Source organism: Sphingomonas ginsenosidivorax (genome assembly GCF_007995065.1).
Lineage (GTDB): Bacteria > Pseudomonadota > Alphaproteobacteria > Sphingomonadales > Sphingomonadaceae > Sphingomonas > Sphingomonas ginsenosidivorax.
Genome location: NZ_VOQR01000001.1, coordinates 1,509,423 through 1,533,597, shown reverse-complemented (window position 1 = coordinate 1,533,597; position 24,175 = coordinate 1,509,423). Strand labels below are relative to the sequence as shown.

At 68.4% G+C, this 24,175-nt stretch carries 23 protein-coding genes; 14 read left to right on the top strand and 9 right to left on the bottom strand.

The window, feature by feature from the left end:
* Positions 1-126 precede the first annotated feature (126 nt).
* Both astD and FSB78_RS06845 read right to left on the bottom strand, forming a co-directional pair.
* Positions 127-1,539, bottom strand: coding sequence for a succinylglutamate-semialdehyde dehydrogenase (gene astD, locus FSB78_RS06850; protein WP_147081202.1), 1,413 nt, complete (start codon positions 1,537-1,539; stop codon positions 127-129).
* 202 nt (positions 1,540-1,741) lie between these two features.
* Positions 1,742-3,100 carry a protein adenylyltransferase SelO family protein gene (locus tag FSB78_RS06845; protein WP_147081199.1) on the bottom strand — a complete coding sequence of 453 codons (1,359 nt, stop codon included), beginning with the start codon at positions 3,098-3,100 and terminating at the stop codon, positions 1,742-1,744.
* A gap of 37 nt (positions 3,101-3,137) precedes the next feature.
* Between FSB78_RS06845 and FSB78_RS06840 the strand changes: the two genes are divergently transcribed.
* The 7 genes from FSB78_RS06840 (at position 3,138) to FSB78_RS06810 (ending at position 9,997) form a co-directional block, all read left to right on the top strand.
* A complete protein-coding gene (locus tag FSB78_RS06840) occupies positions 3,138-4,010 on the top strand; it encodes an alpha/beta fold hydrolase (RefSeq protein ID WP_147081197.1) in 873 nt (290 codons plus the stop codon).
* A 33-nt stretch (positions 4,011-4,043) separates the two neighbouring features.
* Positions 4,044-4,799, top strand: coding sequence for an SDR family oxidoreductase (locus FSB78_RS06835; RefSeq protein WP_147081195.1), 756 nt, complete (start codon positions 4,044-4,046; stop codon positions 4,797-4,799).
* Positions 4,800-4,905: 106 nt separating this feature from the next.
* Positions 4,906-6,015: a glycoside hydrolase family 130 protein gene (locus FSB78_RS06830; protein WP_147081193.1), complete on the top strand. Its 1,110-nt coding sequence runs from the start codon at positions 4,906-4,908 to the stop codon at positions 6,013-6,015.
* 285 nt (positions 6,016-6,300) lie between these two features.
* Positions 6,301-7,443 carry a glycosyltransferase gene (locus FSB78_RS06825; protein ID WP_147081191.1) on the top strand — a complete coding sequence of 381 codons (1,143 nt, stop codon included), beginning with the start codon at positions 6,301-6,303 and terminating at the stop codon, positions 7,441-7,443.
* A gap of 68 nt (positions 7,444-7,511) precedes the next feature.
* Positions 7,512-8,915, top strand: coding sequence for an NAD(P)H-dependent flavin oxidoreductase (locus tag FSB78_RS06820; protein ID WP_147081188.1), 1,404 nt, complete (start codon positions 7,512-7,514; stop codon positions 8,913-8,915).
* Positions 8,916-8,943: 28 nt separating this feature from the next.
* The gene (locus FSB78_RS06815; protein WP_147081186.1) at positions 8,944-9,573 is read left to right on the top strand and encodes a LysE family translocator; all 630 of its coding nucleotides are present in this window, start codon (positions 8,944-8,946) and stop codon (positions 9,571-9,573) included.
* A 166-nt stretch (positions 9,574-9,739) separates the two neighbouring features.
* A complete protein-coding gene (locus tag FSB78_RS06810) occupies positions 9,740-9,997 on the top strand; it encodes a hypothetical protein (RefSeq protein WP_242008094.1) in 258 nt (85 codons plus the stop codon).
* Positions 9,998-10,089: 92 nt separating this feature from the next.
* Here the strand turns inward: FSB78_RS06810 and FSB78_RS06805 are convergent, their stop codons facing one another.
* Together FSB78_RS06805 and FSB78_RS06800 are read right to left on the bottom strand one after the other, a co-directional pair.
* The gene (locus FSB78_RS06805; protein ID WP_147081184.1) at positions 10,090-10,281 is read right to left on the bottom strand and encodes a YMGG-like glycine zipper-containing protein; all 192 of its coding nucleotides are present in this window, start codon (positions 10,279-10,281) and stop codon (positions 10,090-10,092) included.
* 77 nt (positions 10,282-10,358) lie between these two features.
* Positions 10,359-11,372 carry a 2-hydroxyacid dehydrogenase gene (locus FSB78_RS06800; RefSeq protein ID WP_147081182.1) on the bottom strand — a complete coding sequence of 338 codons (1,014 nt, stop codon included), beginning with the start codon at positions 11,370-11,372 and terminating at the stop codon, positions 10,359-10,361.
* Positions 11,373-11,471: 99 nt separating this feature from the next.
* Here FSB78_RS06800 and FSB78_RS06795 point away from each other — a divergent pair, with 99 nt between their 5' ends.
* Genes FSB78_RS06795 through FSB78_RS06785 form a run of 3 tightly spaced genes read left to right on the top strand, consistent with a single transcriptional unit; the run spans position 11,472 to position 13,935 of the window.
* Positions 11,472-11,963, top strand: coding sequence for an SH3 domain-containing protein (locus FSB78_RS06795; RefSeq protein WP_422396679.1), 492 nt, complete (start codon positions 11,472-11,474; stop codon positions 11,961-11,963).
* Positions 11,960-12,430: a GNAT family N-acetyltransferase gene (locus FSB78_RS06790; protein ID WP_242008092.1), complete on the top strand. Its 471-nt coding sequence runs from the start codon at positions 11,960-11,962 to the stop codon at positions 12,428-12,430. The genes FSB78_RS06795 and FSB78_RS06790 overlap by 4 nt, the downstream gene beginning before the upstream one ends.
* A gap of 20 nt (positions 12,431-12,450) precedes the next feature.
* On the top strand, positions 12,451-13,935 hold the full coding sequence (locus FSB78_RS06785) for a DUF4403 family protein (protein ID WP_242008090.1): 1,485 nt from the start codon (positions 12,451-12,453) through the stop codon (positions 13,933-13,935).
* A 28-nt stretch (positions 13,936-13,963) separates the two neighbouring features.
* Here the strand turns inward: FSB78_RS06785 and FSB78_RS06780 are convergent, their stop codons facing one another.
* The 4 genes from FSB78_RS06780 to FSB78_RS06765 form a co-directional block, all read right to left on the bottom strand.
* Entirely contained in the window at positions 13,964-15,268 is a 1,305-nt protein-coding gene (locus tag FSB78_RS06780; protein WP_147081176.1) for an OmpP1/FadL family transporter, read from the bottom strand.
* A gap of 47 nt (positions 15,269-15,315) precedes the next feature.
* Positions 15,316-15,726, bottom strand: a complete 411-nt coding sequence (locus FSB78_RS06775; RefSeq protein ID WP_147081174.1) for a DUF2147 domain-containing protein — start codon at positions 15,724-15,726, stop codon at positions 15,316-15,318.
* 320 nt (positions 15,727-16,046) lie between these two features.
* Entirely contained in the window at positions 16,047-18,365 is a 2,319-nt protein-coding gene (locus FSB78_RS06770) for a 3-hydroxyacyl-CoA dehydrogenase/enoyl-CoA hydratase family protein (protein WP_147081172.1), read from the bottom strand.
* Positions 18,365-19,501: a thiolase family protein gene (locus FSB78_RS06765; protein ID WP_147081170.1), complete on the bottom strand. Its 1,137-nt coding sequence runs from the start codon at positions 19,499-19,501 to the stop codon at positions 18,365-18,367. Before FSB78_RS06765 ends, FSB78_RS06770 begins: the two co-directional genes overlap by 1 nt.
* Before the next feature lie 153 nt (positions 19,502-19,654).
* On the opposite strand from FSB78_RS06765, the gene FSB78_RS06760 reads away from it, so the two are divergent.
* Genes FSB78_RS06760 through FSB78_RS06750 form a run of 3 tightly spaced genes read left to right on the top strand, consistent with a single transcriptional unit; the run spans position 19,655 to position 22,411 of the window.
* Positions 19,655-21,331: a long-chain-fatty-acid--CoA ligase gene (locus FSB78_RS06760; protein ID WP_242008088.1), complete on the top strand. Its 1,677-nt coding sequence runs from the start codon at positions 19,655-19,657 to the stop codon at positions 21,329-21,331.
* Positions 21,328-21,723: a MerR family transcriptional regulator gene (locus tag FSB78_RS06755; protein WP_147081168.1), complete on the top strand. Its 396-nt coding sequence runs from the start codon at positions 21,328-21,330 to the stop codon at positions 21,721-21,723. Before FSB78_RS06760 ends, FSB78_RS06755 begins: the two co-directional genes overlap by 4 nt.
* 52 nt (positions 21,724-21,775) lie before the next feature.
* A complete protein-coding gene (locus FSB78_RS06750; RefSeq protein ID WP_147081166.1) occupies positions 21,776-22,411 on the top strand; it encodes a UPF0149 family protein in 636 nt (211 codons plus the stop codon).
* Between the two features lie 155 nt (positions 22,412-22,566).
* Here the strand turns inward: FSB78_RS06750 and FSB78_RS06745 are convergent, their stop codons facing one another.
* Positions 22,567-23,235, bottom strand: a complete 669-nt coding sequence (locus FSB78_RS06745) for an RBBP9/YdeN family alpha/beta hydrolase (protein ID WP_147081164.1) — start codon at positions 23,233-23,235, stop codon at positions 22,567-22,569.
* Positions 23,236-23,359: 124 nt separating this feature from the next.
* Here FSB78_RS06745 and FSB78_RS06740 point away from each other — a divergent pair, with 124 nt between their 5' ends.
* Positions 23,360-24,109, top strand: a complete 750-nt coding sequence (locus tag FSB78_RS06740; protein ID WP_199743128.1) for a TlyA family RNA methyltransferase — start codon at positions 23,360-23,362, stop codon at positions 24,107-24,109.
* Positions 24,110-24,175 lie beyond the last annotated feature (66 nt).

Here is a 24,175-nt window from a genome sequence, read left to right as displayed (position 1 = left end):
TCCTCCCCCGCCAGGGGGAGGTGGCTGCCGAAGGCAGACGGAGGGGGCGGTCGGCGGCTACCTCCGTTCCGTGTCCGCCCCCTCCGTCACCTGCGGTAACACCTCCCCCTGGCGGGGGAGGATTGGTCAAGCGTCCCTGAGCCCAATCCCGATGCTCGCGCGCGCGCTTTCGGCTTCGCTGCTGACCACCGGATAGGCGCAGTAGTCCGCCGCATAATAGGCGCTCGGGCGGTGGTTGCCCGACCAGCCGATGCCGCCGAACGGCGCACCCGACGAGGCGCCGTTGGTCGGCTTGTTCCAGTTGACGATGCCCGCGCGGGCATTCGCCCAGAACCGGTCGTAGAGCGCAGGCGTCTGGCTGATCAGCGACGCGGACAGGCCATAGCGCGTGTTGTTCGCCTCGTGAATCGCGGCGTCGAAATCGTCGGCGCGGATGACCTGCAGGATCGGTCCGAACAGCTCGAGGTCGGGCCGTTCGGGCATGTCGGTCACGTCGATCAGCGCAGGGATCAGGAACGGGCGGTCCGCGACGGGGCGTTCGAGGTGGCGGATCGGGCGGGCGCCGCGCATCATCAGCGCGAGGTAGCTCTCGGTCAGCTGGTCGGCGGCCTCGTTGTCGATCACCGATCCCATGAAGGGCGCGGGATCGTCGTGCGGCGCACCGACGATGATCCGCCCGACCATCCGGTTGATCGTGTCGATCAGCGCGTCGTAGAGCTTGGTGTCGACGATCAGCCGGCGCGCGGCGGTGCAGCGCTGGCCTGCGGTGGTGAACGCGCTCTGGATCACCAGCACCGCGGCGGTATGCAGATCGGGCGTGTCCCACACGATGATCGGGTTGTTGCCGCCCATTTCGAGCGCGAGGATCTTGTCGGGCTTGTCGGCAAAGGCGCGGTTGAGCGCGAGGCCGGTGCGCGCGGAGCCGGTGAACAACAGCCCGTCGATGCCGGGGTGCGCGGCGAGCGCCTTGCCCTCCGCGGGGCCGCCGATGACGAGGCGGATACACTCTTCGGGCACACCCGCGGCGCGGTAGCAGTCGACCAGGAACGCGCCGCTCGCGGGCGTCTTCTCGGACGGCTTGAACACCACCGCGTTGCCTGCGATCAGCGCGGGGACGATGTGCCCGTTGGGCAGATGCGCGGGGAAATTGTAGGGTCCGAGCACCGCCAGCACGCCGTGTGGCTTGTGGCGCAGCGCGACCCGGCTGCCGAGCTGCGCGTCCATCCGACGCTGCGCGGTGCGCTCGGCATAGGCGGTGACCGAGATGTCGACCTTGGCGACGACGGTGTCGACTTCGGTGCGCGCTTCCCACAGCGGCTTGCCGGTCTCGCGCGCGATCAGGTCGGCGAACGGCTCGGCGCGCTGGCGGACGACGTTGGCGAACCGCCGCAGCGTCTCGATCCGGAAGGCAAGCGGTTTCGACGCCCATGTCGCCCAGCCGCCGCGCGCGGCGGCGACTTCGGCGTCGACATCGCTGAGGGGATTGCGCCAGAGAAGGACACCGGTGGCGGGTTCGTAGGACAGGAGCTCGTCGGCCATGCGCGGCTATTGCCTGATTTGAGACGGGGAATCCACTCGCCCGTCCTGTAGCGCGGTGCGGTTCGCTTTCTCGACCTCTGCCCACCCGTCATCCCAGCGCAGGCTGGGATCTCCCGTGGCTAGGGCGGGGCAGGAGCCGCGGGAGACCCCAGCCTTCGCTAGGGTGACGATGGGGGCGGGTGACGGACGTGTTTCGCTGTCGTCAGGCTAGCGCTTCGCCCATTGCTCGGATGGTGGCCACCTTCGCCTCCAGCACCGTCCAGTCGTCGCGCTCGGCGATCGCGGACCAGATCGTCTCCACCTCGTCGATCAGCATGCTGCACGGCTCGCCCGACCAATAGGCGTGCGACCGGTCCTTCCGCGGCGTATAGGGTGCGAGTGCGGTCCGGACCTCGGCCCAGGGTTCGCCGTAGCCGTCGGGCAGCGCCCCCCCGAACACGTCGAGATAGAAGCGGTCGATCCCTGCGCCCGTCGCGCGCAGCGCGCGCTCGACGTTCTGCACCAGCGCGCGGTCGTCGTCGGCACCGCGCGGCGTCACGCCGAGGCGCCACAGGATCGCATCCGTCACCGCGGCCATGTAGCGGTCGCCGAACCGGTCGAGCGCCTCGACCAGCGGCTCGCTCTCGGCGATCGCGCGCAGGCTGATCGCGAGCTGCATGACGTCCCAGTGGATCGCCTCGGGCTGGCGGCCGAACGCGTACAGCCCCTGGTGGTCGAAATAGGCCGCGGTGAAGCCCCGGTCCCAGGTCGGGGCGAACCGCCACGGGCCATAGTCGAAACTCTCGCCGGTGACGTTGATGTTGTCCGAATTGAGCACGCCGTGGACGAACCCTGCCGCCATGTAGCGCGCGGCGAGCGTGGCGGTGCGCCCGACGACCAGGTCGAGCAGCCGGACCGGATCGTCGCCCGGTTCGTCGTAGAGAACCCGCAGCACGTAACTGACGAGCTTGCGCAAGCCGGCCTCGTCGCGTTCGTAGGCCAGGCGCTGGAAGGTGCCGATGCGGACATGGCTGTGGCTCATGCGGACCATGACCGCGCCGCGCGTGGGGCTGGGTTCGTCGCCGCGCTCCAGCGCTTCGCCCGTCTCGATGATCGACAGCGTGCGCGACGTCGGCACGTTGAGCGCCGCGAGCATCTCGGTCGCGAGGATCTCGCGGACGCCGCCCTTGAGCGTCAGGCGGCCGTCGCCGAACCGGCTCCACGGCGTCTGGCCCGACCCCTTGGTGCCGAGGTCCATGAGTCTGCCGCCGTCGTTCCAGATCTGCGCGAAGGTGAAGCCGCGGCCATCGCCGATCTCGGGATTGTACTGGCGGAACTGGTGGCCGTGATAGCGCAGCGCGAGCGGCTGCGGCAGCGCGCCCGGCAGGGCCGTGAACCGGCCGAAATGCTGGACCCACTCCGCGTCGGTCAGCGAGTCCAGCCCGACCTCCATCGCGGCGCGGTCGTTGCGGAAGCGCAGGACCGTTTCGGGGAAGGTCGCGGCCTCGACGCGATCGTAGAAGGCATCGCCCAGATCGAGGATCGGGCAATCGGGGCGATAGGCTTGCGGGCGGATGGGCATGCGGTGATATGGAGACCGCCACCCGAAGGACGCAACCATGGCCGCTTACGAAAACCGATATTGGTGGTCCAAGGACGGATTGCGCCTCCACGCGCGAGACTATGCCGGCGACGAAACCCGCCCGCCGATCCTCTGCATGCCCGGCCTGACGCGCAACGCGCGCGATTTCGATGCGCTGGCGGCGCGGCTCGCCGGGCGCTGGCGCGTGATCGCGATCGACTTTCGCGGGCGCGGCGAGAGTGCGTACGCCAAGGACCCGATGTCCTATGTCCCGCTGACCTATGTCCAGGACGTCGAGGCGTTGCTGGCCGAACTCGGGATCGCGCGGTTCGTCGCGTTCGGCACGTCGCTGGGCGGGATCGTCACGATGCTGCTCGCGGGGTTCGAGCCGGGGCGGATCGCAGGCGCGCTGCTCAACGACATCGGGCCCGAGATCGACGCGACGGGTCTCGCGCGGATCCGCAGCTATGTCGGTCGCGCGGGCGTGTTCCCGACCTGGATGCACGCCGCGCGCTGCGTGTCGGAAACGCAGGGCGACGTCTATCCCGACTGGCAGATCGAGGACTGGCTGGCGATGGCGAAGCGGCTGTACCGCCTCAACAGTTCGGGGCGCATCGTGCTCGACTACGACCTCAAGATCGCCGAGCCGTTCCGCGTGGTCGGGGGCGAGGCGGGGCCGGCGATGTGGCCGGCGCTGGCCGCGCTGCGCGACGTGCCGACGCTGATCGTGCGCGGCGGTCGCTCGGACCTGCTGTCGGCGGCGGTCGCGGACCGGATGGTCGCGGCGCTCGACAAGGCCGAGCTTGTGACGGTGCCGGGGGTCGGGCATGCGCCGACGCTGAGCGAGGCCGTGGTGCAGGAGCCGATCGACCGCCTGCTCGCGCGGGTGGCGGAACCGGTGGAGTCCTGACACGTCCTGTCGATACGCAACCGGGAGCTTCATTTGACCAATACCGCCGACGCGCACACCAGGATGCGCCCTCTCAAGGGCCGTCGCGCCATCATCAGCGGCGGCACCACCGGCATCGGCCGCGCGATCGCGGTGCTGCTGGCATCCGAAGGTGTTAAGGTCTTCATCTGCGGGCATGACGCCGGGCATTTGGCCGACGCGCTGGCGCGCATCCGCGAGGTCGGCGAGGGCGACGGCCTGGTCATCGATCTGGCGAACCCGGACAACGTGCTGGCCTTCTTCGACGCGGCCGAGGCCTATCTCGGCGGGATCGACGTCGCGGTGATCAACGCGGCGGTCGGGGCGGGGGGGCTCACGCAGATGAGCGAGCCCGAACTGCGTTACGCGATCGCGCTCGACTTCACCGCCTATCTGCTCAGCGCGCATGCCGCGTCGTCGCGCATGAAGCCGGTCAGCGACCTGGTGCTGATGGGGTCGATGAGCGCGCACGTCCTCGGGCCGAGCTCGACCGTCTATGCCGGGATCAAGGCCGGGATCGCCGGCTTCTCCGAGGCACTGCGCCGCGAGCTGGGGCCGAAGGGGATCAAGGTCTCGCTGATCGAGCCGGGGAAGGTGGGCTCGAACATGCAGTATCCCGGTCTCCCCGACGAGAAGCAGCGCGCGATGATCGCCGCGGACGAGATGCTTCGCGCGGAGGACATTGCGGTCGGGGTCCACTATCTCCTGACCCAGCCGACGCGGACCGTGGTGCAGCAGCTGACGATCGTACCGCGGGGGTTGGAGGAGTAACGCCCGCGCCCCGTTCTCCCGCGAAGGCGGGAGTCCAGGGTGCCAGGCGCCGACGTTCGTGACTCCTGGGCTCCCGCCTTCGCGGGAGAACGGCAAAGGATAAGCCATGCTCGACCATCTGATCTTCACCCCCGCCGACATCGACCTCTCGCGCTCGCCGCTCGCGGGCAAGATCGACGCGGAGACCTATGTGCTTGGCGCGTTCAACCCCGGCATGACGCGGCTAGCGAACGGCAATCTGCTGCTGATGGTGCGCGTCGCCGAGGCGCTCAAGACGCCGACCTTCGACGGGCAGGTTCATGCGATCCGCTGGGACGACGGCGCCTATCGTCTCGACGGCTGGCCGCTCGAAATGGTCGACACCAAGGATCCGCGCAAGTTCCTGATCCCCGGCGGCGGTTGGAAGGTGATGGCGCTGACCTCGCTGTCGTGGCTGCTGCCGGTCGAACTCGACGCCGACGGCCGCAGCGTCGTCGCGGTCCATTACGACAAGGCGATTGCGCCGCGGACCTCGTACCAATGCTACGGCGTCGAGGATGCGCGGATCTCGAAGGTCGGCGACCGCTATCTGATGACCACCTGTTCGGTCAGCCCGGAGCGGCATTCGACGACGCTGTACACGTCGGACGACGCGCTAGACTGGGACCTGCAGGGGATCGTGCTCGATCACCAGAACAAGGACATGCTGATCTTCGAGGGGCTGGTCGGCGGGCAATATTGGGCGCAGACGCGACCGCTCGGCGACCTGTATTTCGCTTATCCGCCGGGGAGTGAATGGCGCAGCGGGCCGTCGATCAACCTGTCGCGCTCGCCCGACGCGCTCCACTGGAAGCCGCACGACAAGCCCGGCATCCGCCCGCATTCGGCGACCGTCTCGACCGCCCGGATGGGCGGCGGCGCCCCGCCGATCCTGACCGACCGCGGCTGGCTGACGCTATGGCACGGCGTCGAGCCGTCGGGCGTGGTCGGCATCTATCGCACCTATTGGTCGATCCTCGACAGGGACGACCCGAGCGTGACGATCGCCACCGAACACGCCGCGCTGCTCGAGGCGGCGCCCGCGCTGACCGAGCCGCTCAAGGACAGCATGTATATCGACAACGTCGTCTTCACGACGGGCATCGCGGACGCCGGTGACTTCTACGTCGTCGCGAGCGGCGAAGCGGATCTTGCATGCCGGATCACGCACATCGGCAAGGACGTCTTCGCGGGGTGAGGCGACCGCGCTCGCCGATCCGGGATTTTCGCTGTCCTACACCGACATGATTCGACACCAAGGGGTATGGCCGCTCGCCCGTCCCTTTCGTACGCCAATCCCTTGCGTACGCACGCCGCCTCGTCAGCGACGCGCAGGGGGGGGCATCGAGGGGGTACGTAGCGACAACTTCCTCAACTTCCGCGGCGGAATCGCCGGTCTGCGACCCGCAGCGATCGTCGGGCGAAGGCCGGCCGGGCAGGCTCGCGGCTTGAACGTGCGCGCGGAACTTGGCATCGCGCATCCATGGCCGCGCCCGTGAAAATCCTGCACCTTCATTCCTCGTTCAGCCTCGGCGGTAAGGAGGCGCGCGCGGTTCGGTTGATGAACGCGTTCGGCGATCGCGCGCGGCACACGATCGTGTCGGGGGTGCCCGATGCGCTCGACGCGCGCGCCTCGATCGCCAAGGGGATCGCCTACGAGATCGCGCAGACGCCGCCGCCGCTGACCGGCCGGCCGTCGGTCGCGCGGTACGAGGGGATCGCGCAGTATATGCGCAAGTTCGACCTCGTGCTGACCTACAACTGGGGTGCGATCGACGGGGTGATGGCGCGGCGCGTGTTCGCGAAGGGCGCGCCGCCACTGGTGCATCACGAGGACGGGTTCAACGCCGACGAGGCCGGCGGGCTGAAGGTCGAGCGCAATATCTATCGGCGGCTCGCACTGGGCGCGGCGCACGCGCTGGTGGTGCCGTCCGAAGTGCTCGAGGACATCGCGATCAGGACGTGGAAGCAGCCGCGCGAGCGCGTGCACCGGATCGTCAACGGCATCGGCACGGCCTATTACGCGCAGAAGCCCGAGCCCAAGGCGATCCCCGGCTTCGTGCCGAACGCCAGGCAGGTCGTGATCGGCGCGCTGGCGGGCCTGCGCGACGTCAAGGATCTGACCGCGCTGGTCCGGGCTGTCGGTGGCGTGTCGGGGCGCATCAAGCTCGTGATCGTCGGCGAGGGGCCCGAGCGCGCGAACATCATCCAGGCGGCCGCCGCGATGGGGATGGCCGACACGCTCGTCCTGCCCGGATTCCTCGACCGGCCCTATCGCTATATCGGCTATTTCGACATCCTCGCGCTGTCGTCGCGCAGCGAGCAGTTCCCGATCTCGGTGATCGAGGCGATGGCGGCGGGGCTGCCGATCGCCAGCTTTCCGGTCGGCGACGTCGTGAAGATGGTTGCGCCGGAGAACCTTCCGTTCATCACCGAGGCGCCGAGCGAGGTGCGGTTGCGCGACGCGTTGCAGGCGCTGGTTTCGGACCCCGCGCTGCGCGCCTCGGTCGGTGCCGCGAACCAGGCCAAGGCGCGCGCGGCGTTCGACGAGGGCGTGATGATCGCCCGCTACCGAGACTTGTACGAGGGTGCGCTGGGCCGGCCGGGCGCGCTAACGCTAACCTAGAGCGTAATTTGCTCGCGTGGGGCATCCTTGCGCTCTAGGAGGCCGTATTTTCCGGGAGAGGTGTTGTCGTGTTCAAGGGCCTGAAGCCTATCGTCTATAACGGTCGGGAAGTCTGGCCCTTGGTGGAGGGCGGCAAGGGTGTTGCAGCGACCAACCATGCCTCGGCAGGCGCCTGGGCCGCGGCCGGCGGCATCGGCACGGTGTCGGCGGTCAACGCCGACAGCTACGATCCCGAGGGCAAGATCATTCCCCAGGTCTATAGCGCGCTGACGCGCCGCGACCGGCACGAGGAACTCGTCGAATACGCGATCGAGGGCGCGGTCCAGCAGGTCACGCGCGCCTACGAGATTTCCGGCGGCAAGGGCGCGATCAACATCAACGTGCTGTGGGAAATGGGCGGCGCGCAGCGGATCCTGCACGGCGTTCTGGGTCGCACCCGCGGCATGGTGGCCGGCGTCACCTGCGGCGCGGGGATGCCGTACAAGCTCAGCGAGATCGCGGCGTCGTACGACGTCCATTACCTGCCGATCATCTCGTCGGGCCGCGCGTTCCGCGCGCTGTGGAAGCGCGCCTATTCCAAGGCGGCGCAGTGGCTGGCGGCGGTAGTGTACGAGGATCCCTGGCTGGCGGGCGGCCACAACGGCCTGTCCAACGCCGAGGACCCGCTGAAGCCGCAGGACCCGTATCCCCGCGTGAAGGAATTGCGCGACGTGATGCGCGAGGGTGGCATTTCCGACGACGTGCCGATCATCATGGCGGGCGGCGTCTGGTACCTGCGCGACTGGAACGACTGGATCGACAACCCCGAACTCGGCAGCATCGCCTTCCAGTTCGGCACGCGGCCGCTGCTGACGCGCGAGAGCCCGATCCCGGCGCAGTGGAAGGACGCGCTGACGCAGATCGAGCCCGGCGACGTCCTGCTCCACAAATTCTCGCCGACCGGCTTCTATTCAAGCGCGGTGCGCAACCCGTTCCTCCGCAGCCTGGAAGCACGCTCGGAACGGCAGATCGCGTTCTCGACGCAGGAGGCGGGCGACCATGTCTTCCAGCTCGACGTCGGGGTAAAGGGCAAGAATTTCTGGGTCACGCGCAACGACCTGCTCCGTGCACGCGCCTGGTTCGGCGAGGGGCATACCGATGCGCTCAAGACGCCCGACAACACGCTCGTCTTCGTCAGCCCGACCGAGAAGGGCATGATCCGCAAGGACCAGGCCGACTGCATGGGGTGCCTGTCGCAATGCTCGTTCTCGAGCTGGGCGGATACCGAGACCAACTCGACCGGGCGGCTGGCCGATCCGCGCAGCTTCTGCATCCAGAAGACGCTGCAGGACATCGCGCATGGCGGCGACATCGACCAGAACCTGATGTTTGCAGGCCATGCCGCGTACAACTTCAAGAAGGACCCGTTCTATTCGAACGGCTTCGTGCCCACAGTCGGGCAGCTGGTCGACCGTATCCTGACCGGGGATTGACCCGCCGACCGCGCGGGCAGGGGGGCGCATGACGCTGCATAGCTGGTGGCTGTTCGCGGTCGCGGTGTTCCTGCTCGCGGGGACGCCGGGCCCGAACATGCTGCACGTGATGACGCGCAGCGTCGCGTTCGGCGCGCGCCGCAGCATGGCGGCGATGGCGGGGTGCCTGGTCGGGCTTGTCCTCGTGCTGATCGCCTCGGCGGCGGGGCTGTCGGCGCTGTTGCTCGCCTGGCCGCGGGTGTTCGACGCGCTGCGCTATGTGGGCGTCGGGTATCTGGTGTTCCTGGGGATCAAGGCGTGGCGCGGGGCGGGCGGTGCTCCGATCGATCTGGGGTCGGACGCCCTGCCGATGTCGCTGTCGGCGGCGCGGCTGTTCCGCGGCGGGTTCGTCATCGCGGTCAGCAATCCCAAGCTGCTTCTCTTCGCCGCGGCCTCCCTGCCGCAGTTCGTCAATCGTGCCGCGCCGCAGGGGCCGCAGTTCGCGATCCTCGTCGCGACCTTCGCGGCGATCGAATGCTTCTGGTACGGAGTGTACGGCATCGGCGGCCACAGCCTCGCGCGCTATCTTAAGCGCCCCGGCCTGCGCCGCGCGTTCGACCGGGCGACGGGCGTCATCTTCATCGGCTTCGGCATCGCGTTGTTGCGGGTCCGCCCCTAGTATGGCGATGCGCCATTGCCGTTCGGCGCGGAGTCGCGCATAGTCGATCCATCGCGGCGCTTCGACATGAGCTAGCCGGCGACTGAGAGAGACTCTGCGCTCCCGCTCCGATCGGGAATGCCCAGATGATCAGCCACTCCATCCTCGCGCTTGCGGGGCGTACCCAGTGACGTTGAAGGCCCCGGAGGGCACGGCTGCACCCGCGCCGGTGTCCCGCGCAATCAACATCCGCGCCGCCGAGGCGCAGGTTGTCTCGGTCTGCAAGAAGCACAATGCCATCATCAGCGCGATCGAGACGCTGCCGGCAGGCGGTACCCGCGTCGTGCTGACCACCGCGACCGAGGCGGCTGCGATCGCCAAGGCGTTCGGGTCGAAGGTGATGACCGGCCCGGTGACGCGGACAAGCTGGATCCGGGGGCGCTGAGCCTAACGAATGTCCGGTCATACCGGGCGCCCACCGGGTAGCGGCACCGCCGCCTACCCGGTCTCTACCCGGCACGACCGGATTGGGTCGGGTCAGTCGGCCACCGTGCCGACGACCGCGCCGCCGGTGCCGCCGATTGCCGCACCCTTTTCGACGCTACCGCCGGTAGCCGCGCCCACGGCGGCGCCACCCGCGGCACCGATGCCCGCGCCCTTCAAGGTCGAGCACGCGCTCATCGACACGGCGGATGCGACGAGCAGGGCGGATACGGCGAATTTCTTCATGTTGGACACTCCATGTTCCGAGGGTGCGCAACAAATGCTGCAGCGCGGCATGGGTTCCAATAGCTGTCTGATTTAAGTTAAACCCAGCCTTCGAGGACCTGATCCGGCGGGCGATGCCCGTCGGCCCAGGTCCGGATGTTCTGGATCACCTTGTCGCCCGTCGCGATGCGGCCCTCGAACGTCGCGGAGCCCATGTGCGGCAGCATGACCACGTTGGGCAGCGCGAGCAGCCGCGGGTCGATCCGCGGCTCGTGCTTCCACACGTCGAGCCCCGCGCCGGCGAGCTTGCCGGCTTCGAGCGCCGCGACCAGCGCGTCCTCGTCGACGATGCCACCGCGCGAGGCGTTGATCAGATAGACGTGGCGGCGCAGCAGCGCGATCCGGCGCGCATCGATCATGTCGCGGCTGTCCGCGTTGAGCGGGGTGTGGATCGTCAGGATGTCGATCGCCGCCAGCATGTCGTCGAGCGATTCGTGCCAGGTCGCGGCCAGCTGCGCCTCACGTACCGCGGGCAGGCGGTGGCGGTTGTGGTAGTGGATCGTCAGTCCGAACGCGCGTGCGCGCAGCGCGACCGCCTGGCCGATCCGTCCCATGCCGACGATGCCCAGCGCCTTGCCGCCGATCCGGTGGCCGAGCATCCCGCCGGGACTCCATCCCTTCCACTCGCCGGACCGTACCAGCTTCTCGCCTTCCGCCAGCCGTCGCGGGACCGACAGGATCAGCGCCATCGTCATGTCGGCGGTATCCTCGGTCAGCACGCCCGGCGTGTTGGTGACGATGATCCCGCGCGCGCGTGCCGCCTTCAGGTCGATATGGTTCACGCCCGCGCCGTAATTGGCGATCAGCTTCAGCCGGGGGCCGGCGCCTTCGATCAGCGCCGTGTCGATATCGTCGGTGACGGTCGGCACCAGCACGTCGCAGTCCGCCATCGCCGCGGCGAGCTGGTCGCGCGTCATCGCAGCGTCGCCGCGCGTGTTGGTGGTGTCGAACAGCGCCTCCATCCGTTCCATCACCGTGTCGGCGAGTTCGCGGGTGACGACGACCTTGGGGTTGGGCACCTTCGGGCGCGCGGTGCGGCTGATCTCGGGCATGGACGAGGCTTGGCGAAGCGCGAGGATTGCGTCAACAATCGTTGGCGGTAGAGGGGCGCTATGGCGTTGGGGCAACGCGGGGAGCAACGGGGTATGATGATGCGTAAATGGGCTTTCGCACTGAGCGCGGTATGCGTTGTTGCGCTGGCGGGCGAGCCTGCATTCGCCGCCGAGGCGAAGCGCAAGCCGCCCTATTACGCGTCGATCGGCGCGGGCCGCGCGCGGATGCGGACCGGCCCGGCGCGCACCTATCCCGCAAGCTGGCTGTACCAGCGCGCCGACCTGCCGATCCGCGTCGTCGCGGTGTTCCACGAATGGCGCAAGGTCGCCGACCCCGACGGCACCGAAGGGTGGATGCAGGCCAACCTGCTGCGCGACACGCGGACCGGGATCGTGCGGGGCGCGGCGCCGGTCGAGTTGCGCGACCGGCCCGACACGTCCGGGCGCGTGCTGTGGCGCGCGGCACCCGGCGTGGTCGGGCGGCTGAGCCAATGCGGCAATGGCTGGTGCCGGCTCGACGTGAAGGGGCAGGCGGGGTTCGTCGACATCGCATCGCTCTGGGGCGTGGAGGCGGGCGAGAGCCTGCCGTGAGCGACGCGGGCTGGCGGATCGCTCCGGCAGACCTGGGCGATCCGCAGGTGATCGCGCTGCTCGACCTGCACCTGCGATCGGCGCACGCCAATTCGCCGCCGGGCAGCGTGTTCGCGCTCGACCTGAGCGGGTTGCGCGATCCGACGGTTGCCGTGTGGGCGGCATGGGAGGACGCGACGCTGCTGGGGCTGGGCGCGATCAAGCGGCTTGGCGACGGTCATGCCGAGCTGAAATCGATGCGGACGGCGCCCGATCATCTGCGGCGGGGCGTCGGCGCGGCGATGCTCGATCACCTGATCGCCGAAGCACGTGGCAGCGGGATCACGCGACTGAGCCTGGAGACCGGGAGCCATCCCGCCTTCGCCCCCGCGCATGCGCTCTACGCCCGTGCCGGGTTCGTCGCCTGCCCGCCGTTCGGCAGGTACGAGGACACCGTGTTCGCGCGCTATCTCACGCGCGAGATCTGATTGCGTCCGATCGTCGGTCCGTGCGTTACTCGAACGCCATGACGCGGAACGCCTTTCTTCTCATGCTCGCGATCGGGGCGAGCGGCTGCAATCGTACGACGGGGAACCCGGCGCCGCCACGGGTCGACACGCCGCCTCGACTGCCCAACCAGAGCTCCACGATCGTGGTGCCGGTGTCGGCCCCGCTGGCCGACGTCGCCGCGCAGCTCAACGCGAAGACGCCGGTCCAGTTGTGGCAGATCGACAAGGCCGAGCCGCGCTGCGTGCCCGCCAAGCGGGTGCGCGTGCTGGGGCAGACGGTGAAGGTCACGCCGCAACTCGGATGCCGCATCGTCGGCGTCGTCACGCGCGGCCCGATCACGCTCGGCGGCAGCGGCAACGTGTTGACGATCCGGCTGCCGATCCGTGCGACGATCAGCGCGCGCGACGTCGGCGGGATCGCCGGCGAGACCGCGACCGGCGCCGCGATCGTCCGCGCGACCGCAAGGCTGTCGGTCAACCGCAGCTGGTCGCCGGTCGCCAAGGTCGACATCGCCTATGACTGGACCGAGGAGCCGGGGGTCGATTTCCTCGGCCAGCGGATCCGCTTCGCCGACAAGGCGGACGAGAAGCTGAAGGGGATCGTCGCCAAGCTCGAACGCGACCTGCCCGCCGAACTGGAGAAGCTGCGGACGCGCCAGCAGCTCGAGGCGGTGTGGCGCAAGGGGTTCACGTCGATCCAGCTCAACCGCGACCGGCCGCCGGCCTGGATGCGGATCACGCCGCGGCGGCTGGGGTTCGGCGGCTACAGAATCGGCAACGGGCGGATCGAACTGGAACTGGCGGCGGAGGCGCTGACCGAGACGTTCGTCGGCAATCGCCCCGCCGATCCGGTGCCGACGCCGCTGCCGCCCCCCGCGAGGGCAGTCGGGCCGAACGGGCTGCGGTTCTTCATCCCGGTACTCGCGGATTATCGTCAGCTGGAACCGGTGGTATCGCGCGCGCTCGTCAAGCTGGCGGCGAAGGGGATTTCGCTGACCGGGGTAGGGCCTGTCGACGCGACCTTCGGCAAGGTCACGATCTATGCGACCGAGGGCGGGCATCTGGCGGTCGGTGTGCAGGCGACGGTCAAGCCGCGCAACGGGCTGTTCAAGCCGACAAAGGGCGAGATCTGGCTGTCGGCGGTGCCCTACAACGATCCCGGGTCACAGGTCGTCCGCGTCCGCGACATGAAGATCGCGGGCGAGAGTGACAACCAGACGGTCAACCTGCTGTTCGCGCTGTTCGACGACGCGGTCGTGCAGGCGAGCATCCAGGATTCGCTGACGCATGATTTCGCGCGGGATTACCGGAAGGTGCTGGTCGCGGCGCAGCGGGCGATCGCCGGGCACCGCGAGGGCGATTTCGTGCTGTCCGCGACGGTCGACAAGGTCGTCAACGGACAGATCGCGGTGACGGGCGGGGGATTGTTCCTGCCCGTCCAGGTGCAGGGCACCGCGAACATCCGGTTCGCGCCGCTGCGGTGATCCTCCCCCTTGCGGGGGAGGATCGAGCTCAGAACGTCAGGCGACCGCCGAGCGAGACCTCGATGGCGTGCGCGTTCCGGAGGAAGCCGCTGGTAATGATCGGCGTCTGCACGGCGGTGCCGGCATAGGCGGCCGTCGCACGGTCGATCGTGGTGTCGGCGAAGTCGATATAGTTCGCACCCAGGTCGAACGCCATGTTCGGGGTCAGCTGGTAGCTGCCGCCCGCCGCATACGTCCAGCGGTTGGCGTCGGGCACGCGCGCGTCGCGCAGGCCGTCCTGCGTCGGCGTCTTGGCGCGCTGGATGCCCGCGCGCAACGTCGCCTTGGGGGTGACGTCATAGTCGAAGCCGCCGGCGAGGCTCCAGCTGTCGCGGTAGTTCTCGGGGATCGCGGTGTTCAGCGGTGCGCCGAGATCGATCGTGTCGAACTTGCTCCAGTTGTACGCGACGACCTGCGCGTTGAGCGTCAGCTTGTCGGTGCCGCGGAAGCGGCCGGCGACGATCACCTGACCGGGCGTGTTGAAGCTCGCCGTCGCGCCGTCGACCGAGCGGTTCGACGCTGCCAGCGGGCCGACCAGGCCGGTGACGTTGAGGCTGCCCTTCAAATTGTGGCGGATGCTCGACTTGTAGCTGATGCCGACGGTCGCGAAGTCGTTGTGCAACTGGACGCCCGCGGTCCAGCCGAGATCCCAGCCATCGCCCTTCAGCTCCTGGAAGCCGTCCGGCTGCGCCGCCGACAGATTGGGCAGCGCGTTGTTGAGGATCGCGTCGGTATATTCGACGTTGAGCGCGCCGCCGACACGCAGCCAGTCGGTGACCGCGATGCCGATGGAAGGCTGGATGTCGATCGTGCGCAGCCGCGTCTTGTCCGCGCTGTACCGCGCCCAGCTGTTCGCCTCGTAGTTGGTGGTGAAGCTGAACGGCGAGGTCACCGCGACGCCGATCGCGATGCGATCGGTCAGCGGGTAGGCGATCGAGCCCGAGGGGACGACGCCGTTGTTGATCGGATCGCTCGACACGCGGTTGCCGCCGACGGGGGCGAAGGCCTGGCCCGGGCGGCGGATCACGGTGCCGTTGTCGATGACGTCGCCCTTGGGACGGATCACGGTCGCGGCGATCGCGGCGCTGCCGTCGCGGATGCCGGCGATCGCGGCGGGGTTCCACCACAGCGATGCCGCCCCGGTGTCGGCCGCCTCGCCCGAGAACGCACGACCGGTACCGCGTGCCGACTGCGACTGGAGATAATAGGCGTTGGCGTAGGCCGAGCTGGCGAAGCCGAACGCGGACACGATCGCGGAGACGGCCAGCAACGGGGCCTTGGTACGAAACGACATGGGAAGTTCCTAAACTAAGCTACTGTGTTCTGAAGGGACGGCGGCGCTCAGCGCACGCGCGTCCAGGTCTGGGTCTTGCAGAGCGGGAAGAACACGCAGCCGCGCAGCTTGAGCTGGTTCGCGCCGACGGGGGTGATCTTGCCGCTATAGGTCTTGCCGTCCTCGGCGTTGTAGACCTGCCCGCTGCTCCACACGCCGTCCTTGTCGGCCTTGAACCCGCTGAGCATCTGCATGCCCTGGATCGGACGGGTGCGCAGCGCGGCGTTGGCGTTCTTCGCGTCCTTCATCGAAGGATTGGCGCGGATCGCATCGGAGGTGAGGATCTTGCCGCAGATCGACGGGCCGCAGCGCGCGATCTCGACGATGGCGTTATGCGTCTCGGTCTTCCAGCGACCGATCACGGTGTCGGCGGTGGCGGGGGCACCGGCGGCCAGGGCGACGGCGATCAACAGGGACATGGTATCTTCCTCTCCTAGGCCCGGGGGGACGGGCTCGGTCGTCGGGGCGGCGCCGTATGTGTACGGTCACCGGAATTTCGTCAGGCCTGCGACTTAATCGCTAACCGCTTGCCGTATAGGGCAATTGCTTCCCGCGTAGTTTCGTGCGCGGGCAAGTCAAGCAATCTTACCCATTAGCGGCATGAAAAAGCGGTCATGCGAGGGACTTCCTTCGCCGTCATGCTGAACTTGGTTCAGCATCCACCTCGTCTCGCGCGCTAGCGCCCGTGGAGGCGTGGACCCTGAAACAAGTTCAGGGTGACGGTAGGAGGAATGCCGCCTCAGTTCCGCAGCGGCTTGCCGGTCTGCAGCATATGGACGATTCGCGCTTGGGTACGCTGGTCCTTGACGCTCGCCATGAACGCGGCGCGCTCGAGCGTGAGCACCTCGTCCTCGGTCACGGTGTCGACCAGGTCGGCCTCGCCACCGGTCAGCACCTCGGCGAGCCGGTCCGCGACGACGACGTCATAGTCGGTCGCCACGCCCTTCTTGTGGAAGTCGGCGACCGCCATCGTCAGGCCCGTGCGGCCGCTCGCGCCAGCCATGCGGAAGGTCGGCTTCTCGGGAGCGACATAACCCTCGACCAGCGACAGCGCCTTCGCCTTGGCGTCGGCGAGCAACCGGTCGCGGTTCATGGTGATGCCGTCGTCCTTGCGCAGGATCATCATCTCGCGCGCTTCGGCCGCCGACTTGGCAACCTGTGCGGTCGAGATCATCTGGAAGACCTTCGACAGCACCGGCATCGGACCCTTGGGCACCAGCCCCGACTTGGTCCAGCGGTCGAGCATCTCGCCATTGCCGCCCCAGCCCGGGACAAGCCCGACGCCGCATTCGACGAGGCCGGCATAGGTCTCGGCATGCGCCTGCACCGCGTCCGAATGGAGCAGGATCTCGCACCCGCCGCCGAGCGCGAGGCCCGCCGGCGCGCTGACGACGGGGAAGGGCGCGTATTTGAGCGCCTTGTACGCCGCCTGACCCTTGGCGACGGTCGCCTCGACCATGTCCCAAAGCCCGGCACTCACCGCGAACATCGCCGCGCCGAGGTTCGCGCCCGCGGAGAAGTTGCCTGCCTCGTTATACACGACCAGCGCCTTGAACCGGTCCTGGACGACCGGGATCGCCTCCTCGATCAGCGCGATGACCTGATCGTCGAGCGCGTTCATCTTGGTGTGAAATTCGAGCGCGGCGACGCCGTCGCCGACGTCCCACAGCGATGCAGACGCGTTGTTCAGGATCGGCTGCGAGCGCAGCTTGATGTCCTCGAGCAGTTCGACGCCATCGCCGCGCGGCACGTCGGCATACTCGCCGGCCGTCGTCAGATACTGGCGCGTACCGTTCTCGACCCGGTAGAACGGGCGATCGCCCGCGGTCTTCAGGATCGCGGGAACGTCGCGACCCTCGGCGGCGAGGCGCTGCGCGAGCAGGCCCGGACCCATCCGGTCGATCAGCTCGAACGGCCCGTATTTCCAGTTGTAGCCGAGCTTCATCGCGTCATCGATGCCGATGATGTCGTCGGTCGCCTCGCCGACGAGCATCGCGGCGTAGGACAGCACGGTGCCGAGGATCGTCCAGGCATAGGTGCCGATCTTGCCGGGTTCGGCGATCAGCGCGGCGATGTCCTTGCCGGTCTTGCCGGGCAGGTCGGCGGGCTTGGCCTCGGGCCGGTATTCGCCGGTCGCGAGGTCGAGCGACAGCTTCGTGCGCGTCGCCTTGTCGAAACGGTAGAAGCCGCCCTTGCCCTTGCGGCCGGTGAACCCCTCGGCGATCATCTTGTCGACCAGCGCCATGTCGCGCACCGTGTCGAAATACGGATCGCCCGCGGGCAGCGTCGACGACAGGCTCTTGGTGAGCAGCGGCATCAGGTCGACGCCGACGAGGTCGACAAGCCCGAAGATCCCGGTCTTGGGTACGCCCATCGGACGGCCGCCGATCTGGTCGGCCTCCTCGACGGTCAGGCCCTGGTCCATCGCGGCGTTGATCGCGACGGCGAGCCAATAGGTGCCGATGCGGTTGGCGATGAAGCCCGGCGTGTCCTTCGCGCGGACGATGCGCTTGCCCATGAAGCGGTCGACGAAATCCTCGACCTTGCCCGCGACGGCCGCGTCGGTGTGCTCGCCGCGCACGATCTCGACCAGCCGCATGTAGCGCGGCGGGTTGAAGAAGTGGGTGATCAGGAAGTCGGCCTTGAACTGGTCCGAGCGCCCCTCGACGAGGTTCCCGAGCGGGATCGTCGAGGTGTTCGACGACACCGCGGTGCCGGGACGCTTGAGCGCCTCGAGCTTGGCGTAGAGCGACTGCTTGATATCGAGCCGCTCGACGATCGCCTCGACGATCCAGTCGCACTCCGTGACGCGCTCCAGATGGTCGTCGATGTTGCCCGTCTCGACCAGCTTGGCGGCCCGCTTCGACATGAAGGGGGCGGGGTCGGTCTTGAGCATCTTCGCGACCGCACCCTTGGCCACCGCGTCGCGATCGTCACCCTCACGGGGAACGATATCGAGCAGCAGCACCGGGATGCCGGCGTTCGCGACCTGCGCGGCGATCCCCGCGCCCATCACGCCTGCGCCAATGACGCAGACTTTTTTGATCTGGTCCGACATCATGCGCGCTCCAGCACCGTTGCGATGCCCTGACCGCCGCCGATGCACTGGGTGGCGAGCGCATAGCGGCCGCCTTCGCGGGCGAGCAGCGCGGCCGCCTTGCCGACGATCCGCGCGCCGGTCGCGCCGAGCGGATGGCCGATTGCGATCGCGCCGCCGTCGAGGTTGATCATCTCGTCCTTGAGGCCGAGGTCACGGATGCACGCGATCGCCTGGCTGGCGAACGCCTCGTTGATCTCGACGATATCGAGGTCGGCGACGGTGATGCCCGCACGCTCGAGCGCCTTCTGTGACGCGTAGATCGGTCCCAGGCCCATCGTCGACGGTTCGTTGCCCGAGACGGCGACCGACTTGATCCGCGCGAGGATCGTCAGGCCGTGCTTGGTCGCGAACTCTTCCGAAGTCACGAGCACCGCCGACGCGCCATCGGTCAGCGGCGACGACGTACCGGCGGTGACCGACCCGTCGGCGCTGAACGCAGGCTTGAGCCCGGCGAGTGCCTCGACCGTGGTGCCGGCGCGGATCGTGCCGTCCTGGCTGACCGGGCCCGCCTTGGTCTGGATCGTCACGATCTCGTCGGAGAGGCGGCCGTCGGCGCGCGCGGCGGCGGCCTTGTCCTGGCTCTTCACGGCGAAGGCGTCCTGCTCGGCGCGCGTGATCTGGTAGTCGCGCGCGACGTTCTCCGCGGTCTCGCCCATGCCCATGTACGCGCCGGCGTTCTTCTTGAAGAGGTCGGGGTTGGGGAGGGGGTTGTAGCCACCCATCGGCACGCGGCTCATCGATTCGAGGCCAGCGCAGATGAAGGCGTCGCCCGCGCCGATGTTGATCTGGCCGACCGCGATGTGGATCGCGCTCATCGACGACCCGCAGAATCGGTTCACGGTCATGCCGCCGACCGACAGCGGCAGGTCGGCGAGCAGGCCGATCATCCGCGCGACGTTCAGCCCCTGCTCGCCTTCGGGGAAGGCGCAGCCGAGGATGATGTCCTCGATCTCGGCCGGGTCGACGCCGGTCTTGTCGAGCAGGCCGCGAATCGTCTGCGCGGCAAGATCGTCGGGACGCACGCGGGCGAGTTCGCCCTTGCCTGCGAGGTGGAACGGCGAGCGGGCATAGCCTGCGATGACGACGTTGGTCATGGGAATCCTCTCCATTTCGATCGCCCGAACTTGGTGTCCGGCCGGTCAGGCGCTTGCGTGCTGCCCTAAAGGTGCGATACCTAACCTATACGTCAAGGTGTCGCCGCTCACAATATGAGTCGGTAGGAATGCCGACTTGGAGAGAGATACCCGATGATGAACGCGAACGGCAGTGCGACGGGCGTACCGATGATCGAGGGCGCGCGGCTGCTCGGCGAGATGCTCGACCATTCGGTGGCGCGATTCGGTTCGCGCACCGTGCTCGACTTTCTCGGGCGGCGGATGACCTATGCCGAACTCGGCGAGGCGGTGACGCATGCCGCGCGTGGGCTGCAGGACCTGGGGGTGAAGAAGGGTACGCGGGTCGCGCTGTGCCTGCCCAACACGCCCTATTATCCGATCCTGTTCTTCGCGACGCTGAAGGCCGGCGGCATCGTCGTCAACGTCAACCCGCTCTATGTCGAGCGCGAGCTCTGCCACCTGATCAAGGATTCGGGCGCGGAGGTCATCGCGACCTGCGACATCGCCGAGATCCACGCGCGCGTGCTGAAGGTCGCGGGCGAGATGGGCGTGCGCCACATCATCACCTGCCCGATCGCGGGCGCGCTGCCACCGCTCAAGGGGCTTGCCTATCGACTGCTGAAGCGCGCGGAGATCGGCCGCGCGCCGGCCGATGCCCGCCACCTGACGTTCGATGCGCTGCTGTCCGCCAAGGGCGCTCCGACCCCTGTCGCGGCAACGCCGGACGAGGTCGCGGTGCTACAATATACCGGCGGCACCACGGGCGAGCCCAAGGCGGCGATGCTGAGCCATGCCAACCTCGTCTCCAACGCCGATGCGATGGTGGTGTTCGTCGGCGGCGAACGGCCCGAGCAGGACCGGGTGATGGGCGCGCTGCCGCTGTTCCACGTCTTCGCGCTGACCACCGTGCTGACCTATTCGATCCGGACCGGCGCGGAGATGATCCTGATGCCGCGGTTCGAACTGCAGCAGCTGCTCAAGATCATAGCGCGGACCAAACCCAGCTATTTCCCCGCGGTGCCGACCATCTATGCCGCGATCACCGCCGCGGCCGCGACGCAGAAGGTCGACCTGTCGTCGATCCGCGCCTGCATCTCGGGCGGCGCGCCGCTGCCCGCCGAGGTGCGCCACGCATTCGAGGCCGCGACCGGCGCGCTGGTGGTCGAGGGCTATGGCCTGTCCGAAGCCTCGCCGATCATCACCTGCAGCCCGTTCGACGGATCGGGCAAGGCCGGGTCCGCCGGCGTGCCCTTCCCGGGCACGACGATCGAGATCCGCGACCGCGAGGATCCGACCCGGTTGCTGCCGATCGGCGAGAATGGCGAGATTTGCGCGCGGGGCCCGCAGGTTACGCAAGGATATTGGCACAAGCCGGACGCCACGCGCGATCTGTTCGTCGACGGCGCGCTGCGGACCGGCGATGTCGGGCATCTCGACGAGGACGGCTATCTGTTCATCGTCGACCGCATCAAGGACCTGATCCTGTGCGGCGGCTACAACGTCTATCCGCGCGTGATCGAGGATGCGCTGTACGAGCATCCCGCGGTCGCCGAGGCGATCGTGATCGGTGTTCCCGACGCCTATCGCGGCCAGGCGCCCAAGGCGTTCGTGACGCTCGCGCCCGGCACCACCGCGACCCCGGCCGAACTGCGCGATTTCCTGCGCGACAAGATCAGCAAGATCGAGCTTCCCCGCGAGGTCGAAATCCGCGATGTTCTCCCCAAGACGCTGATCGGCAAGCTATCCAAAAAGGAACTTGTCGCAGAGGAAGCCGCCAAGGCTGCAGCGGGAGGGGGAGAGCGGGTTTGAACGATCGCCAGGACGACCTGACCGGAATCCAGGACGTCGCGCGGGCACTGGGCGTCAGTGCGCGGACGCTGCGCTTCTACGAGGACAAGGGGCTGATCGAGCCCTGTCGGATCGGCACCACGCGAATCTACACCCGCCGCGACGTCGCCCGGATGCAGCTGATCCTGCGCGGCAAGCGCCTCGGCTTCTCGCTGCGCGACATCGAGGAGTTCCTCGGGCTTTACGACAGCGATCCGCAACATGTCGAACAGATGCGCGCGCTCGCCGAGCGGTGCCGCGAACGGATCGACGATCTCACGCAGCAGCAGAGCGCGATCGCGCAGACGCTCGCCGAGCTCGAGAAGATGGAGGGCGAGGCGCTGCAGCGAATTGCCGACGCCAAGACGCACTGACGCACCGCACGACCGCTTGGCGGTAGTCGGCCGGTGCTCTACCGGCCGCTGCATGAAACTTCCTTCCCGCCTGCGCCGCCTAGAAGACGCGCTGTTCGCGCTGCCCGACGATTGCATGCTGCTCAGCGACGTCGACGGCTACCTGACCGGTCTGATCCTGTGTCCCGAAACGGTGCCGCCCGCCGAATGGCTGCCGGTGATCTGGGGCGGGGTCGAGGCGGGACCACCGTTCGAGGATCCGCTCGACGTACAGGATTTCGAGGCGATGCTGGTCGCCCGCCACGCCGAGATCGCGCGCGACCTGTCGCGCGGCAAGTTCCGCCCGTTCTTCGAAGTCGACCCGCGCAACGGCGACGTGCTGTGGGACGTCTGGATCGAAGGACTCGCCACCGCGATCGACCTGCGGCCCGAGGCGTGGGCCGCGGTGGAGGATCCGGCGCTGGCGTATCTCGAGACACTGGTCGCGATCGCCGACGACACGAGCGATCTTGCCAGCGACGAGATCAACGCGCTGTATGATGCGGCGGCCGGGGAGATCCCGGCGCAGGTCGCTGCGCTGTACGCGCGGCGCGAAGGGCAGGGGGTGGCGGTCGTCGAACCTGCCGCGCCGGCCGCCAAGGTTGGCCGCAACGATCCGTGCCCGTGCGGGTCGGGGAAGAAGCACAAGAAATGCTGCGGCGTTAACTGACTGACGACGGAATCCGCCAGAACAAGACCCGTCACCCCAGCGCAGGCTGGGGTCTCCCGCGGTGACGTGCCGCCTCCGCCACGGGAGATCCCAGCCTTCGCTGGGATGACGATGGGGTGGTGGGCGTTGCGCGAGAAACACGGCCCGCCTCGCCGTCAGCCCCCCAGATAATGCGCATGCGCGGCGTCCGTCGCATTCACCGCCAGCACAGACCGCGCATCGCCGGGGCTGAGCGGATGCCCCTTCGATCCGCCTGCCGCGATCACGCGGTCGAGCAGGTCCTGGCCTTCGCGCCACCAGCCGATCCCGCTCGCAGCGTTGAGGTGCCCTTGCGGGCCCGCGTCGACGAAGTGGCTGCCCCAGTCGGCGGCGAGGCTGTGCGCGCGCTCGGGGGTGATCCATGGATCGTCGCTGCTGGCGACGACGATCGAGGGGAAGGGAAGCGGCGTCCGGGGACTAGGCGCGAAGCCCCGCAATTCGCCCTGCGCATCGGGGCGATCGACATCGGCGGGCGCGACCAGCAGCGCGCCGGCTACCGGCCAGCCATAGGGCTGCGGGCTGAGTTCGGCCCACCACGCGACCGCGAGACAGCCGAGGCTGTGCGCGGCCAGGATCACCGGCGCCTCGGCAAGCCGGATCGCCTCGTCGAGCCGGGTCACCCAGGCGTTGCGATGCGGCGTCGTCCACATGCCGAGCTCGACGCGGACGGTGTCGGGGCGGGCCTGTTCCCACAGGCTCTGCCAGTGCGAGGGGCCGGAGCCGCCGAGCCCCGGCACGGTCAGGATCGTCGGATGGACGGCGTCGTACGGTGCGAAACTACACACAGCGTTGCTCCTTCTCCACGGCTTGTCGTGGTCCCGAAGATAATCCTACCGATCCGGTGGGCAATTGAATTGCGGCCGAACGAAGGCAGCTTGCGGCGGCCGGATGCGGCGGCGATAGGGGGCCATGGCAAAGCAGCGCGTGGACCAGATGCTCGTCGATCGGGGGCTAGCCGAGTCGCGCACCCGTGCGCAGGCGCTGGTGATGGCGGGCCTCGTGTTCGCCGGGACCACCAAGGTCGAGAAGTCGGGCCAGACGCTCGCCGACGACGTCGTACTCGACGTGCGCGGGCGCGATCATCCCTGGGTGTCGCGCGGCGGGATCAAGCTGGCGCACGGCCTCGATCATTTCGGCTGGGACGTGACCGGCGCGGTGGCGATCGACGTCGGGTCCTCGACGGGCGGCTTCACCGACGTGATGCTCTCGCGCGGCGCGGCGCGCGTGTTCGCGGTCGACAGCGGCACCAACCAGCTTGCGTGGAAGCTGCGGCAGGACCCGCGCGTCGTCGTCCACGAACAGACCAGCGCGCGCATCCTGACCGATGCGCAGATCACGGAAAGCGTCGACCTGATCGTCTGCGATGCGAGCTTCATCGGCCTCGCCAAGGTGCTCGAGCGCCCGATGACTTTCGCCAAGCCCGACGCGCGGCTGATGGCGCTGGTCAAGCCGCAGTTCGAGGCCGGGCGCGGCGAAGTCGGCAAGGGCGGCGTGGTGCGCGACGATGCGGTCCGCACGCGCGTCTGCGACGAGGTCGCGGCCTGGCTGACCGGGCAGGGCTGGCATGTCGCCGGCGTGGTCGAGAGCCCGATCACCGGCCCGGAGGGCAATGTCGAGTATCTGATCGCGGCCTCGGGCGCCCCGACTGTGCGGGAATGAACCACTAGCGGAACGATTGCACCCGATACGAGGTTTACGGATCGGCATCTGCGCGGCAGGACGACG

What these genes read in the sequence shown, in the direction of transcription:
- FSB78_RS06815 (WP_147081186.1), top strand. Translation starts at nt 8,944, where the DNA reads ATGACGCTGCATAGCTGGTGGCTGTTCGCGGTCGCGGTGTTCCTGCTC.
- FSB78_RS06825 (WP_147081191.1), top strand. Translation starts at nt 6,301, where the DNA reads ATGGCCGCGCCCGTGAAAATCCTGCACCTTCATTCCTCGTTCAGCCTC.
- FSB78_RS06840 (WP_147081197.1), top strand. Translation starts at nt 3,138, where the DNA reads ATGGCCGCTTACGAAAACCGATATTGGTGGTCCAAGGACGGATTGCGC.
- FSB78_RS06770 (WP_147081172.1), bottom strand. Translation starts at nt 18,365, where the DNA reads ATGTCGGACCAGATCAAAAAAGTCTGCGTCATTGGCGCAGGCGTGATG.
- FSB78_RS06775 (WP_147081174.1), bottom strand. Translation starts at nt 15,726, where the DNA reads ATGTCCCTGTTGATCGCCGTCGCCCTGGCCGCCGGTGCCCCCGCCACC.
- FSB78_RS06795 (WP_422396679.1), top strand. Translation starts at nt 11,472, where the DNA reads ATGCGTAAATGGGCTTTCGCACTGAGCGCGGTATGCGTTGTTGCGCTG.
- FSB78_RS06800 (WP_147081182.1), bottom strand. Translation starts at nt 11,372, where the DNA reads ATGCCCGAGATCAGCCGCACCGCGCGCCCGAAGGTGCCCAACCCCAAG.
- FSB78_RS06830 (WP_147081193.1), top strand. Translation starts at nt 4,906, where the DNA reads ATGCTCGACCATCTGATCTTCACCCCCGCCGACATCGACCTCTCGCGC.
- FSB78_RS06805 (WP_147081184.1), bottom strand. Translation starts at nt 10,281, where the DNA reads ATGAAGAAATTCGCCGTATCCGCCCTGCTCGTCGCATCCGCCGTGTCG.
- FSB78_RS06845 (WP_147081199.1), bottom strand. Translation starts at nt 3,100, where the DNA reads ATGCCCATCCGCCCGCAAGCCTATCGCCCCGATTGCCCGATCCTCGAT.
- FSB78_RS06765 (WP_147081170.1), bottom strand. Translation starts at nt 19,501, where the DNA reads ATGACCAACGTCGTCATCGCAGGCTATGCCCGCTCGCCGTTCCACCTC.
- FSB78_RS06750 (WP_147081166.1), top strand. Translation starts at nt 21,776, where the DNA reads ATGAAACTTCCTTCCCGCCTGCGCCGCCTAGAAGACGCGCTGTTCGCG.
- astD (WP_147081202.1), bottom strand. Translation starts at nt 1,539, where the DNA reads ATGGCCGACGAGCTCCTGTCCTACGAACCCGCCACCGGTGTCCTTCTC.
- FSB78_RS06760 (WP_242008088.1), top strand. Translation starts at nt 19,655, where the DNA reads ATGATGAACGCGAACGGCAGTGCGACGGGCGTACCGATGATCGAGGGC.
- FSB78_RS06740 (WP_199743128.1), top strand. Translation starts at nt 23,360, where the DNA reads ATGGCAAAGCAGCGCGTGGACCAGATGCTCGTCGATCGGGGGCTAGCC.
- FSB78_RS06780 (WP_147081176.1), bottom strand. Translation starts at nt 15,268, where the DNA reads ATGTCGTTTCGTACCAAGGCCCCGTTGCTGGCCGTCTCCGCGATCGTG.